11 protein-coding genes are annotated in these 12811 nt (G+C 68.6%); 7 read left to right on the top strand and 4 right to left on the bottom strand.

The genetic code is table 11. From position 1 onward, the window contains the following. Genes H7I87_RS26845 through rpmF form a run of 3 tightly spaced genes read right to left on the bottom strand, consistent with a single transcriptional unit; the run spans nt 1 to nt 2504 of the window. Nucleotides 1-1569, bottom strand: coding sequence for a HAMP domain-containing sensor histidine kinase (locus H7I87_RS26845; RefSeq protein WP_023869628.1), 1569 nt, complete (start codon nt 1567-1569; stop codon nt 1-3). A gap of 16 nt (nt 1570-1585) precedes the next feature. Then, entirely contained in the window at nt 1586-2272 is a 687-nt protein-coding gene (gene mprA, locus H7I87_RS26840; RefSeq protein ID WP_003872811.1) for a two-component system response regulator MprA, read from the bottom strand. A 58-nt stretch (nt 2273-2330) separates the two neighbouring features. Next, nucleotides 2331-2504, bottom strand: a complete 174-nt coding sequence (gene rpmF, locus H7I87_RS26835; RefSeq protein ID WP_003872812.1) for a 50S ribosomal protein L32 — start codon at nt 2502-2504, stop codon at nt 2331-2333. A 230-nt stretch (nt 2505-2734) separates the two neighbouring features. On the opposite strand from rpmF, the gene H7I87_RS26830 reads away from it, so the two are divergent. The 7 genes from H7I87_RS26830 to H7I87_RS26800 all read left to right on the top strand — a co-directional run bounded on the left by H7I87_RS26830 (nt 2735) and on the right by H7I87_RS26800 (nt 11885). After that, on the top strand, nt 2735-4456 hold the full coding sequence (locus tag H7I87_RS26830; RefSeq protein ID WP_033726616.1) for an acyclic terpene utilization AtuA family protein: 1722 nt from the start codon (nt 2735-2737) through the stop codon (nt 4454-4456). Continuing rightward, nucleotides 4453-5601: an acyl-CoA dehydrogenase family protein gene (locus tag H7I87_RS26825; protein WP_011723936.1), complete on the top strand. Its 1149-nt coding sequence runs from the start codon at nt 4453-4455 to the stop codon at nt 5599-5601. The genes H7I87_RS26830 and H7I87_RS26825 overlap by 4 nt, the downstream gene beginning before the upstream one ends. A 2-nt stretch (nt 5602-5603) precedes the next feature. Next, entirely contained in the window at nt 5604-7193 is a 1590-nt protein-coding gene (locus H7I87_RS26820; RefSeq protein WP_085988239.1) for an acyl-CoA carboxylase subunit beta, read from the top strand. 5 nt (nt 7194-7198) lie between these two features. Further along, the gene (locus H7I87_RS26815) at nt 7199-9190 is read left to right on the top strand and encodes an acetyl/propionyl/methylcrotonyl-CoA carboxylase subunit alpha (protein WP_011723935.1); all 1992 of its coding nucleotides are present in this window, start codon (nt 7199-7201) and stop codon (nt 9188-9190) included. Then, entirely contained in the window at nt 9187-10353 is a 1167-nt protein-coding gene (locus H7I87_RS26810) for an acyl-CoA dehydrogenase family protein (protein WP_011723934.1), read from the top strand. The genes H7I87_RS26815 and H7I87_RS26810 overlap by 4 nt, the downstream gene beginning before the upstream one ends. A 4-nt stretch (nt 10354-10357) precedes the next feature. Beyond that, nucleotides 10358-11149: an enoyl-CoA hydratase family protein gene (locus H7I87_RS26805; RefSeq protein ID WP_011723933.1), complete on the top strand. Its 792-nt coding sequence runs from the start codon at nt 10358-10360 to the stop codon at nt 11147-11149. A gap of 133 nt (nt 11150-11282) precedes the next feature. Further along, nucleotides 11283-11885, top strand: coding sequence for a DUF1707 SHOCT-like domain-containing protein (locus H7I87_RS26800; RefSeq protein WP_003877494.1), 603 nt, complete (start codon nt 11283-11285; stop codon nt 11883-11885). Nucleotides 11886-11945: 60 nt separating this feature from the next. Here the strand turns inward: H7I87_RS26800 and H7I87_RS26795 are convergent, their stop codons facing one another. After that, entirely contained in the window at nt 11946-12794 is an 849-nt protein-coding gene (locus H7I87_RS26795; RefSeq protein WP_011723931.1) for an aldo/keto reductase, read from the bottom strand. Between the last annotated feature and the right edge of the window lie 17 nt (nt 12795-12811).

Raw genomic sequence — 12811 nt, 5'->3', positions numbered from 1 at the left:
CTACCTTGCCCGCGCGGACTGAGAGTCCACTGAGATAACGTTCGCCGATTCCCGAGAGTTCGCCGTGTCCCCGGCCACCGGTACGGCGGGGTCGGTGGCGGCCTCCGCCTGGTCGGTTTCCGACTCGCCGGCGGGCGTCGAGTGGCCGGCCGGCGGCAGCGGCCGCCCCGGCAGCAGCACATAGAAGGAGGTGCCCGGCGGCTGGCCGCCCGGCACCGTGTCCTCGACGCGCAGCATGCCGCCGTGGTTGAGCACGACCTTCTTGACGATGGCCAGCCCCAGCCCGGAGCCGGGCATGGCCCGCGCCGACGTCGAGCGGTAGAACCGCTCGAACACCAGCCGGCGCTCCTGCGGCGGAATGCCGGGCCCGTGGTCGGAGACCACCAGCTCGGCGTGCGACGGGTCGAGCTGGCGCATCGTGACGCCGACGTGCCCGCCGGGCGGGCTCCACTTGGCCGCGTTGTCCAACAGGTTGAGCACCGCACGCGACAACCCGGCTGCGTCGCCGTACATCTGCCATGGCGTCACATCGACGTCGAAGTGAATGTCGTTGCGCCGCCGCCTGACTCGCTCCAGGCTCCGATCGATCACATCGGACATGTCGACCGGCTCGTGCACCACCTGCCCGGCGTCGTCACGGGTGAGGTCCACCAAATCGCCTACCAGCGTTGACAATTCCTCGATCTGGGCGAGCACATCGGCGCGCAGCTCGACCATCTCCTGCTCGGGCAGCCGCGGGGCGCCCGGCTCCATCGAGGCCATCAGCAGCTCGACGTTGGTGCGCAGCGACGTCAGCGGGGTGCGCAATTCGTGTCCGGCGTCGGTGACCAGCCGGGCCTGTCGCTCCCGGGACTCGGCCAGCGCCCGCAGCATCAGGTTGAACGACTCGGTGAGCCTGGCCAATTCGTCGCTGCCGAACACCGGGATGGGTCGCAGGTCGTCGGTGCGTGCCACCCGCTCGGCCGCTTCGGTCAGGCGGGCCACCGGGCGCAACCCGGCCCGGGTGACCATGCCGCCCGCCACCGCCGCGACGGCCACGCCGACACCTCCGACGATCAGCAGCACCCACCGCAGTTTGTTCATCACCGCCTCGGTCGGCTTGAGGCTCTTGGAGATCAACAACGACGTGCCGTTCTGCAGATGCACGGCCAGGATGCGCTGATCGCCCGCGGTGCGCCGCGACATGAACAGTTCGCCGTGGATGACCGCCTTTTCCGGCGACCCCACCGGCAGCGTCTGACCCGGCTGCTGGGCGGTGTAGATGGCGTGGCCGGGGTTCACCAGCATCGCGTTGACGTCCGAATAGGCGGTGCCCTCGATCGCCTTGCCGGGGTCGGCGGCCAACGAGCCGCTGGCGATCAGCAGTTGCGCCCGGCTCTGCAGTTGGTTGTCGATGTCGCTGTAGAGGGCGGCCGAAATCACGGCGTAGACGGCGAACGCCATCAGCACCACGACCATGGCCACCATCGACATGGCCAGCAGCATCACCCGCCATCGCAGCGACAGCGAGGGGGTGGCGCGCAGGGGCGCGCGCAGCGGGGGGCGCTGGGGCCGGTGCAACCGGATCATCGCGGCGGGCGGCTCGTCACGGCGGCGTCTCCCGAAGCACGTAACCCACCCCGCGCACCGTGTGGATCAGCCGCGGCTCGCCGTCGGCTTCGGTTTTGCGGCGCAGGTAGCCGACGTACACCTCCAGCGCATTGCCCGAGGTGGGGAAGTCGAAGCCCCAGACCTCTTCGAGGATGCGGCTGCGGGTGAGCACCCGGCGCGGGTTGGCGATCAGCATTTCCAGCAGTGCGAACTCGGTGCGCGTCAGGCTGATCCGGCGCTGCCCGCGGGTGACCTCCCGGGTCACCGGGTCCAGCGTCAGATCGGAGAACGTCATCGCCACGGATTCGGCGTCGTCCTCGGGCTTGGTGCGGCGCAGCAGCGCCCGCATCCGGGCCAGCAGTTCTTCCAGGGCGAACGGCTTGGGCAGGTAGTCGTCGGCGCCGGCGTCCAGCCCGGCCACCCGCTCGGAGACCGAATCGCGGGCCGTCAGCACCAGGATGGGCAGGTCGTCACCGGTGCTGCGCAGCTGACGGCACACCTCGAGGCCATCCAGTCGCGGCATCATCACATCCAGGACGAGCGCGTCGGGGCGATCGCTCGCGATCATGTCGAGAGCCTCGACCCCGTCATGTGCCAACTCGACGGAGTAGCCGTTGAAGGACAACGACCTGCGTAACGACTCGCGCACCGCGCGATCGTCGTCGACGACCAGTATTCGCACGGCCCCTAGTTTCGTCCCACCGCCTGAGACTGACCTGAGAGGCGCGCCGCCATCAAGGTCAGCGGCGGTCGAGATCGATCAGGCCGAGACGGGCCGCCTTGAGCAGCCGGCGCGGCACCTTGTGCCGCTGACCTGCCACCGTCACACCGACGAGCTCGGTCTTCTCCGCCTTCCACTGCGCGCGCCGGCTACGGGTGTTCGCGCGCGACATTCTGCGCTTGGGTACGGCCATGGTCGGGCCTAACTCCTCGGTCGGGGGCTTGAACGGGCATGTCGCGCGGCGTGGCCGGTCGGGCCGAACGTGCGACGATTGGACATCAGGATAGTCGTTGGCCTGCTGGTCACCAAAACGACGCCCGCCGACGATCGACCGTCCTTGACGTGACACCGGCGGTACCCGATAACCTACCGGTTGGTTGGTTGGTTCGCGGTCACCGGTACGCCCACGAATGGAGGACACGCATGGCCTCTCCTTCCGGTCCTCCCGGCGATCCGGGAGCGGTCCGCATCGCGAACTGCTCCGGGTTCTACGGCGACCGGCTGTCGGCCATGCGCGAGATGCTGACCGGCGGCGAGGTGGACTACCTCACCGGCGACTACCTGGCCGAACTGACCATGCTGATCCTGGGCCGCGATCGGATGAAGCACCCCGAGCGCGGCTACGCCAAGACCTTCCTGACCCAACTCGAGGACTGCCTGGGCGAGGCCCGCGACCGCGGGGTCCGCATCGTGGCCAACGCCGGCGGACTCAACCCGGCCGGCCTGGCCGACGCGATCCGCGACCTCGCCGCCCGGCTCGGCCTCGACGTCCGGGTCGCCCACGTCGAGGGCGACGACCTGCTGGCGCGCGCCGCCGAGCTGGGGCTGGGCAGCCCGCTGACCGCCAACGCCTACCTGGGCGCCTGGGGCATCGTCGACTGCCTGGGCGACGGCGCCGACGTCGTCGTCACCGGCCGGGTCACCGACGCCTCGGTGATCGTCGGGGCGGCCACGGCGCACTTCGGCTGGGAACGCGGCGACTACGACCGGCTCGCCGGGGCGGTGGTGGCCGGCCACGTCATCGAGTGCGGGGTGCAGGCCACCGGCGGCAACTATTCCTTCTTCACCGAGGTGCCCGACCTGACCCACGCGGGTTTCCCGCTGGCCGAGGTGCACGCCGACGGCTCCTCGGTGATCACCAAGCATCCGGGCACCGGCGGGCTGGTCAGCGTCGACACCGTCACCGCGCAACTGCTGTACGAGATCACCGGCGCGCGCTACGCCAACCCCGACGTCACCGCGCGGATGGACACCGTCGAGCTGTCCTCCGACGGCCCCGACCGGGTGCGCATCAGCGGCGTGCGCGGTGAGCCGCCGCCGCCCACCTACAAGGTGTCGCTGAACAGCATCGGCGGATTCCGCAACTCGATGACCTTCGTGCTGACCGGCCTGGACATCGAGGCCAAGGCCGAGCTGGTGCGTCGGCAGCTGCAGTCCGCGTTGACGGTCAAACCCGCGGAGCTGCAGTGGTCGCTGGCCCGCACCGACCATCTCGACGCCGACACCGAAGAGGCCGCCAGCGCCCTGCTGCACTGCGTCGTCCGCGATCCCGACCCGGCCAACGTCGGGCGCCAATTCTCCTCGGCCGCAGTCGAATTGGCACTCGCCAGCTATCCGGGATTTCACGTCACCGCCCCGCCGGGCGACGGCCAGGTGTACGGCGTGTTCACCGCCGGCTATGTCGACGCCGATAAGGTGCCGCACATCGCGGTGCACGCCGACGGCACCCGGGTCGACATTCCTTGCGCCACCGATACTTTGGAGTTGGCGCCGGTCGATGACCCGGCGCTGCCCGAACCACTGCCGGACGGCCCGGTGCGCCGCGCGCCGCTGGGTACTATCGCCGGGGCCCGCAGCGGAGACAAGGGCGGCTCGGCCAACGTCGGGGTCTGGGTCCGCACCGACGAGCAGTGGCGCTGGCTGGCCCACACGTTGACCGTCGAGCGGCTCACCGAGCTGCTGCCCGAGGCCGCCGAGTTCGCCATCACCCGCCACCTGCTGCCCAACCTGCGCGCGGTCAACTTCGTCATCGACGGCATCCTCGGACAGGGTGTCGCCTATCAAGCCCGGTTCGACCCGCAAGCCAAGGGGCTGGGCGAATGGCTGCGCGGCCGCTACCTCGACATCCCGGAGAGCCTGCTGTGAATCTGTGGACCACCCCCGAGCGCGAACAACTGCGAAAGACGGTGCGCTCGTTCGCCGAACGCGAGATCCTGCCGCACGTCGACGAGTGGGAGCGCAGCGGCGAGCTGCCCCGCGAATTGCACCGCAGCGCCGGGGCGGCCGGGCTGTTGGGCGCCGGCTTTCCCGAATCGGTCGGCGGCGGGGGCGGCGACGGCGCCGACGCGGTCATCATTTGCGAGGAGATGCATCAGGCCGGAGCGCCGGGCGGGGTGTTCGCGTCGTTGTTCACCTGCGGCATCGCGGTGCCGCACATGATCGCCTCCGGGGATCAGCGGCTCATCGAGGAGTTCGTCCGGCCCACGCTGGCCGGCGAGAAGATCGGTTCGCTGGCCATCACCGAGCCGGGCGGCGGTTCGGACGTCGGTCACCTGCGGACCTCCGCGGTACGCGACGGTGATCACTACATCGTCAACGGCGCCAAGACCTACATCACCTCCGGGGTGCGTGCCGACTATGTGGTGACCGCGGTGCGCACCGGCGGCCCTGGGGCGGCAGGGGTTTCGTTGCTGGTGGTCGAGAAGGGCACTCCCGGGTTCGAGGTGACGCGCAAGCTGGACAAGATGGGCTGGCGCTCCTCGGACACCGCCGAGCTGTCCTACACCGACGTCCGGGTACCGGTGTCCAACCTGGTCGGCGCCGAGAACACCGGGTTCGCCCAAATAGCCCAGGCCTTCGTCTCCGAGCGGATCGGCCTTGCCGCACAAGCGTATTCGAGTGCGCAGCGGTGCCTGGACTTGACGGTGCAGTGGTGTCGCGACCGCGAGACGTTCGGCCGGCCGCTGATTTCGCGCCAGTCGGTCCAGAACACGCTGGCCGAGATGGCCCGCCGCATCGACGTCGCCCGGGTGTATTCGCGCAACGTGGTGGAACGCCAGCTGGCCGGTGAGACGAATCTGATCCCGCAGGTGTGCTTCGCCAAGAACACGGCCGTGGAGGCCGGCGAATGGGTTGCCAACCAGGCCGTGCAGCTGTTCGGCGGCATGGGCTACATGGCCGAATCCGAGGTCGAACGCCAATACCGGGACATGAGGATCCTGGGCATCGGCGGCGGCACCACCGAAATCCTGACCGCGTTGTCCGCCAAACTGCTGGGATTCCAATCATGACCGTGCTGCAGTCCACCCTCGACCGCGAGGCCACCGCCTTCACCGACGCGGCGTCGGCGGCGATGGCGAAACTCGAGGAGATCGACACCGAACTCGCCAACGCGCTGGCCGGCGGCGGACCGAAATACGTTGAACGCCACCACGCCCGGGGCAAGCTGACGGCGCGGGAACGCATCGAACTGCTGGTCGACCAGGACTCGCCGTTCCTGGAGCTGAGCCCCCTGGCGGCCTGGGGCAGCTCCTTCAAGGTCGGCGCCAGCACCGTCACCGGTATCGGCGTGGTCGAGGGCGTCGAATGCATGATCGTGGCGAATGACCCCACGGTCAAAGGCGGCACCAGCAACCCGTGGACCCTGAAGAAGATCCTGCGGGCCAACCAAATCGCCTTCGAGAACCGGCTTCCGGTGATCTCCCTGGTGGAGTCCGGCGGGGCGGACCTGCCCACCCAGAAGGAGATCTTCATCCCCGGCGGACGGATGTTCCGCGACCTGACCCGGCTGTCGGCTGCCGGAATCCCCACCATCGCTTTGGTTTTCGGAAACTCCACGGCGGGCGGCGCCTACGTCCCGGGCATGTCGGATCACGTGGTGATGATCAAGGAACGTTCCAAGGTGTTCCTGGCCGGTCCGCCGCTGGTGAAGATGGCCACCGGTGAGGAATCCGACGACGAATCACTGGGTGGGGCCGAAATGCATGCCCGGGTCTCGGGTTTGGCCGACTACTTCGCCGTAGACGAACTCGACGCGATCCGCATCGGCCGGCGCATCGTGGCCCGGTTGAACTGGGTCAAGCAGGGCCCCACACCCAAACCGGTCACCGAGCCGCTGTTCGACACCGAAGAGCTCATCGGCATCGTGCCCGCCGATCTGCGCATCCCGTTCGATCCGCGGGAAGTGATCGCCCGCATCGTCGACGGCTCCGAGTTCGACGAATTCAAGCCGCTGTACGGCTCGTCGCTGGTGACCGGCTGGGCCCGGCTGCACGGCTATCCGATCGGCATCCTGGCCAACGCGCGCGGTGTGCTGTTCAGCGAGGAGTCGCAAAAGGCCACCCAGTTCATCCAGCTGGCCAACCGCTCCAACACGCCATTGCTGTTCCTGCACAACACCACCGGCTACATGGTAGGCAAGGACTACGAAGAGGGCGGGATGATCAAGCACGGGTCGATGATGATCAACGCCGTGTCCAACTCGACGGTGCCGCACATCTCGCTGTTGATCGGCGCCTCCTACGGCGCGGGCCACTACGGCATGTGCGGCCGCGCCTACGACCCGCGTTTCCTGTTCGCCTGGCCGACGTCGAAGTCCGCGGTGATGGGCGGCGCCCAGCTGGCCGGCGTGCTGTCCATCGTGGCCCGCGCGGCGGCCGAGGCCCGCGGCCAGCAGTTCGACGAGCAGGCCGACGCGGCGATGCGGGCGGCGGTGGAAGGCCAGATCGAAGCGGAGTCGCTGCCGCTGGTGCTGTCCGGAATGCTCTACGACGACGGGGTGATCGATCCACGAGACACCCGCACGGTATTGGGAATGTGTTTGTCCGCCATAGCCAATGGCCCGATCGAGGGGACGTCGAACTTCGGCGTCTTTCGGATGTGAGCCCGATGGGAATCACGCGAGTACTGGTTGCCAACCGCGGCGAGATCGCCCGGCGGGTGTTCGCTACCTGCCGACGGCTGGGGGTGAGCACCGTCGCCGTCTACACCGACCCCGATGCCGGCGCGCCGCATGTCGCCGAAGCCGACGCCCGGGTGCGGTTGCCGAACACCACCGACTACCTCAACATCGAGGCCATCATCGGCGCCGCCCGCGCGGCCGGCGCCGACGCGCTACATCCCGGATATGGATTCCTCTCCGAGAACGCCGATTTCGCGACCGCTGTCGCCGACGCCGGACTGACTTGGGTCGGTCCGCCGGTGGATGCGGTGCGCGCGATGGGCTCCAAGATCGAGTCGAAAAAGCTGATGGCCGCCGCCGGAGTGCCGGTGCTCGACGAGCTCGACCCCGACACCGTCACCGAGGCCCAACTGCCGGTGCTGGTCAAGGCGTCCGCGGGCGGTGGCGGCCGCGGCATGCGGGTGGTGCACGAATTGTCCGCCCTGCGTGGCGAAGTGGAGGCCGCGCGCCGTGAGGCGCAGTCGGCGTTCGGTGATCCGACGGTGTTCTGCGAACGCTATCTGCCCACCGGTCACCACGTCGAGGTTCAGGTGCTGGCCGATGCCCACGGCACGGTGTGGGCGGTCGGCGAACGCGAATGTTCGATTCAGCGCCGTCACCAGAAGATCATCGAGGAGGCCCCCTCACCGCTGGTGGAGCGCACACCGGGGATGCGCGCCAAGCTGTTCGAGGCGGCCCGGCTGGCCGCCGGCGTCATCGGCTACACCGGGGCCGGGACGGTCGAGTTCCTCGCCGATGACGACGGAGAGTTCTACTTCCTGGAGATGAACACCCGGCTGCAGGTCGAACACCCGGTCACCGAGGAGACCACCGGGCTGGACCTGGTCGAGCTGCAGCTCGCGGTCGCCGACGGCGCCCGCCTGGATGCGGAACCCCCTGCCGCCCAGGGTTATTCGATCGAGGCCCGGCTGTACGCCGAGGACCCGGCCCGCGGTTGGCAGCCGCAGGCCGGCGTGGTGCACGCGTTCGCGGTGCCCTCGGTCCGGGCCGAGTTCGGCTCACTGGGGCGGCGGATCGGCATCCGGCTGGACGCGGGTATCACCGACGGATTCGCGGTGTCGATCCACTACGACCCGATGCTGGCCAAGGTCATCTCCTACGCGCCGACCCGCCGTCAGGCGGCGCTGGTGCTGGCCGACGCGCTCACCCGCACCCGGGTGCACGGCGTGCGCACCAACCGCGATCTGCTGGTGAACGTGCTGCGGCATCCGGCGTTCCTCGACGGCGCCACCGACACAGCGTTTTTCGACACCCACGGCCTGGCCGAGCTGGCGGCGCCGCTGGGCGACGCGGCGGCGGTGCGCCTGTCGGCGGTCGCGGCCGCTCTCGCCGACGCCGCGCGAAACCGCGCTCACGCCCCGGTGCTGGGCGCCATCCCCAGCGGCTGGCGGAACCTGCCGTCGGGCTTTCAGGTCAAGGACTACCGCGACGACGAGGGCCACGAGCATCGGGTCCAATATCGTTTCACCAGAACCGGTTTGGTTCTGCCCGATGACCCGTCGGTGCAGCTGGTGTCGGCCACGGCCGACGACGTGGTGCTGCGCACCGATGGTGTCGAGCACAACTTCTCGGTGCGCCGCTACCACGGCGCCGACGCCGACGTGTATGTCGATTCGGTGCGCGGGCCGGTGCACCTGACCGTGCTGCCGCGCTTCCCCGAGCCCGGTTCGAGCGTCGAAAAGGGCTCGCTGGTGGCGCCCATGCCCGGCAACGTCATCCGGCTCGGTGCCGCGATCGGGGACACCGTCACCGCCGGTCAGTCCCTGATCTGGCTGGAAGCCATGAAGATGGAGCACACCATCGCCGCCCCAGTCGACGGGGTGCTCGCCGAGCTCAATGTCAAAACCGGTCAGCAAGTCGAAGTCGGCGCTGTGCTGGCAAGAGTGGAAGCGCCGCAATCAGAAGGAGATGCACAGTGACCGACAGCAGCTTCATCGAAAACGAAGAGCGTCAGGCGTTGCGCAAGGCGGTAGCCGAGTGGGCATCCAACTACGGCAGCGAGTACTACCTGCGGAAAGCCCGAGCCCACGAGCACACCAACGAATTGTGGTCCGAGGCAGGCAAACTCGGCTTTCTCGGGGTGAACCTGCCCGAGGAGTACGGCGGCGGGGGCGCCGGCATGTACGAGCTGTCGCTGGTGATGGAGGAGATGGCGGCCGCGGGCAGCGCGCTGCTGTTGATGGTGGTGTCGCCGGCCATCAACGGCACCATCATCAGCAAGTTCGGCACCGAGGAGCAGAAGAAGCGCTGGCTTCCCGGGATCGCCGACGGCACGCTGACAATGGCGTTCGCCATCACCGAACCCGACGCCGGGTCCAACTCGCACAAGATCACCACCACCGCCCGCCGCGACGGCAGCGACTGGATCCTCAAGGGCCAGAAGGTTTTCATTTCCGGCATCGACCAGGCGCAGGCGGTGCTGGTGGTGGCCCGCACCGAGGAGGCAAAGACCGGCAAGCTGCGGCCCGCGCTGTTCGTGGTGCCCACCGATGCGCCCGGTTTCAGCGCCACGCCGATCGAGATGGAATTGATCAGCCCGGAACGCCAGTTCCAGGTCTTCCTCGACGACGTGCGGCTGCCGTCGGATGCGCTCGTCGGCGCCGAAGACGCCGCGATCGCACAGCTTTTCGCCGGGCTCAACCCCGAACGCATCATGGGCGCGGCCAGCTCCGTCGGGATGGGCCGGTTCGCGCTGGCCCGGGCCGCCGAATACGTCAAGACCCGCCAGGTGTGGGGCACCCCGGTCGGCGCGCACCAGGGCCTGTCACATCCGTTGGCGCAGTGCCACATCGAGGTCGAACTCGCCAAGCTGATGATGCAGAAGGCGGCCACCCTGTATGACGCCGGCAACGACATGGGCGCGGCCGAGGCCGCCAACATGGCCAAATATGCTGCGGCCGAGGCGGCTACCCGCTCGGTCGACCAGGCGGTGCAGTCGATGGGCGGCAACGGCCTCACCAAGGAGTACGGTGTGGCCGCCATGCTGGCCTCGGCCCGGCTGGGCCGCATCGCCCCGGTCAGCCGCGAGATGGTGCTCAACTTCGTCGCCCAGACCTCGCTGGGCCTGCCCCGCAGCTACTGAGACGATGGACGCCCTGGTCGACTACGCCGGCCCCGCCGCCACCGGCGGTCCGGTGGCGCGGCTGACGCTGAACTCACCGCACAACCGCAACGCGCTGTCCACCGCGCTGGTCAGCCAGTTGCATCAGGGGCTGCGCGACGCCTCGTCGGATCCGGCGGTGCGCGTGGTGGTGCTGGCCCATACCGGCGGCACCTTCTGCGCGGGTGCGGATCTCAGCGAGGCCGGGTCCGGCGGGTCGCCCTCGTCGGCCTACGACATGGCCGTCGAGCGGGCCCGGGAGATGGCCGCCCTGATGCGCGCCATCGTCGAATCCCGACTGCCGGTGATCGCCGCGATCGACGGCCACGTCCGGGCCGGCGGGTTCGGCTTGGTGGGCGCCTGCGACATCGCGGTCGCCGGCCCGCGCAGCAGCTTCGCGCTGACCGAGGCGCGGATCGGCGTCGCCCCGGCCATCATCTCGCTGACGCTGCTGCCGAAGCTGTCGGCGCGCGCGGCGGCGCGCTACTACCTGACCGGCGAGAAGTTCGACGCCCGGCGGGCCGAGGAGATCGGGTTGATCACCATGGCCGCCGAGGACCTAGACGCCGCGATCGACCAACTCGTCACCGACGTGGGCCGCGGTTCGCCGCAGGGCCTCGCGGCGTCCAAGGCACTGACCACCGCCGCGGTGCTGGAGCGCTTCGACCGGGACGCCGAGCGGCTGGCTGAGGAATCCGCCCGGCTGTTCGTGTCCGACGAAGCCCGCGAAGGCATGCTGGCGTTCCTGGAGAAGCGGTCACCCAACTGGACGAGTTAGCCAGCCGATAAGTTAGCCAGATGTCAAACAGGGGATGCGGCCGGACGGGCCGCGCGGCGTCGTGGGCCGGTGCAAGGTTGCAGTTTAGCCAATCCTCTTGCAGCAAAAGCTGGACGTCGTAGGCTCGTGGGTGATGAGCAACTCAACGCAACGGGATGCGGAGGATACGCGCGACGAGCCGTCGCGCGCCGCCGATACTGATCGCATACAGATTGCACAGTTGCTGGCATATGCGGCCGAGCAGGGCCGGCTGCAGCTCAACGACTATGAGGACCGCCTGACCAGGGCTTATGCGGCCAAAACGTACGAGGAACTCGATCAGCTGCGGGCCGATCTGCCGGGCGCGCCGATCAGCCCGCGCCGCGGCGGCAAACCGAATCCGGCGCCCTCGACGCTGCTGCTGGCCTTGTTGAGCGGCTTCGAGCGGCGCGGCCGGTGGAACGTCCCGAAGAAGCTGACCACCTTCACCCTGTGGGGCAGCGGTGTGGTCGATCTGCGCTACGCCGACTTCACCTCGACCGAGGTCGACATCCACGCGATGTCCATCATGGGCGTGCAAAGCATTTTGCTGCCGCCGGAGGTCAACGTCGAGGTGCACGGCCGCGGCGTGATGGGAAACTTCGACCGCGACGTCCCCGGCCAGGGCACTCCGGGCGCGCCGACGGTGCACATCCGTGGCTTCTCGCTGTGGGGCGGGGTGGGCATCAGGCGCAAGGCGCGCCGGCCACGGCCCTAGGGGCGCATCTTTTGGCAGCATCGAAAAGGACTGTCGCGCAGCTTTTTTGATGCTGCGCCGTCAGCGTGGTATGTAGTCGAAGGTGTCCGGATTGGGGCCGCGTCGCCCGGATTCCCCGCGGTCCAGCGCCGAGATCGCCTCCATCGCGCGCTCGTCCAGCTCGAAGTCGAACAGTTCGAAGTTCGATTTCATCCGATCCGGGTTGACCGTCTTGGGAAAGACGATGTCGCCGCGCTGGATGTGCCAGCGCAGCACCACCGGCGCGGCGGTGCGGCCGAGACCGTCGGCGATGCGGTTGATGACCGCGTCGCCGAGCACGTCGCCCTGCGCGATGGGCGACCACGCCTCGATCGCGATGCCGTGCTCGCGGGCGTAGCCGCGGACCTTCTCGTTGGTGAAGTAGGGATGCACCTCGACCTGGTTGACGGCGGGCACGGTGTCGGTTTCGGTGGCGAGCCGCTCCAGGTGTGGGACTTGGAAATTCGACACACCGATGCTGCGGGCGCGGCCGTCGCGGGCGAACTCCTCCAAAACCCGCCAGGTGGAAACGAAGTCGCCGCCGTACAGCGTGGGCAGCGGCCAGTGGATCAGAAACAGGTCGACGTAGTCGGAGCCCAAGGCTTTCAGCGTGGCGTCGAATGCCCGGCGCGCGGCGTCAGGTTCGTGAAATCCGTTGTTGAGCTTGCTGGTGACGAAAACCTCGGATCGATCCAGCCCGGCGTCGCGAATACCCTGAGCGACTTCCCGTTCGTTGCCGTACATTTCGGCGGTGTCGATGTGGCGGTATCCGATATCCAGAGCCGCCCGCACCGCCGCGGCAGTCTCGTCGGGCTTGATCTGATACACGCCGAAGCCGAGCTGCGGGATGCGCGCACCGTCGTTGAGTTCGATCGTCGGAACCTTGCTCACCCGGGTTTTCCTCCTTC

The organism is Mycobacterium timonense (genome assembly GCF_025821985.1).
GTDB classification, from domain to species: domain Bacteria; phylum Actinomycetota; class Actinomycetes; order Mycobacteriales; family Mycobacteriaceae; genus Mycobacterium; species Mycobacterium avium.
Note: the sequence above shows the minus strand (reverse complement) of the source record. Positions and strands in the feature narration are given on the sequence as shown.

What these genes read in the sequence shown, in the direction of transcription:
- H7I87_RS26845 (WP_023869628.1), bottom strand. Translation starts at nt 1,569, where the DNA reads ATGATCCGGTTGCACCGGCCCCAGCGCCCCCCGCTGCGCGCGCCCCTG.
- rpmF (WP_003872812.1), bottom strand. Translation starts at nt 2,504, where the DNA reads ATGGCCGTACCCAAGCGCAGAATGTCGCGCGCGAACACCCGTAGCCGG.
- H7I87_RS26815 (WP_011723935.1), top strand. Translation starts at nt 7,199, where the DNA reads ATGGGAATCACGCGAGTACTGGTTGCCAACCGCGGCGAGATCGCCCGG.
- H7I87_RS26830 (WP_033726616.1), top strand. Translation starts at nt 2,735, where the DNA reads ATGGCCTCTCCTTCCGGTCCTCCCGGCGATCCGGGAGCGGTCCGCATC.
- H7I87_RS26800 (WP_003877494.1), top strand. Translation starts at nt 11,283, where the DNA reads ATGAGCAACTCAACGCAACGGGATGCGGAGGATACGCGCGACGAGCCG.
- H7I87_RS26805 (WP_011723933.1), top strand. Translation starts at nt 10,358, where the DNA reads ATGGACGCCCTGGTCGACTACGCCGGCCCCGCCGCCACCGGCGGTCCG.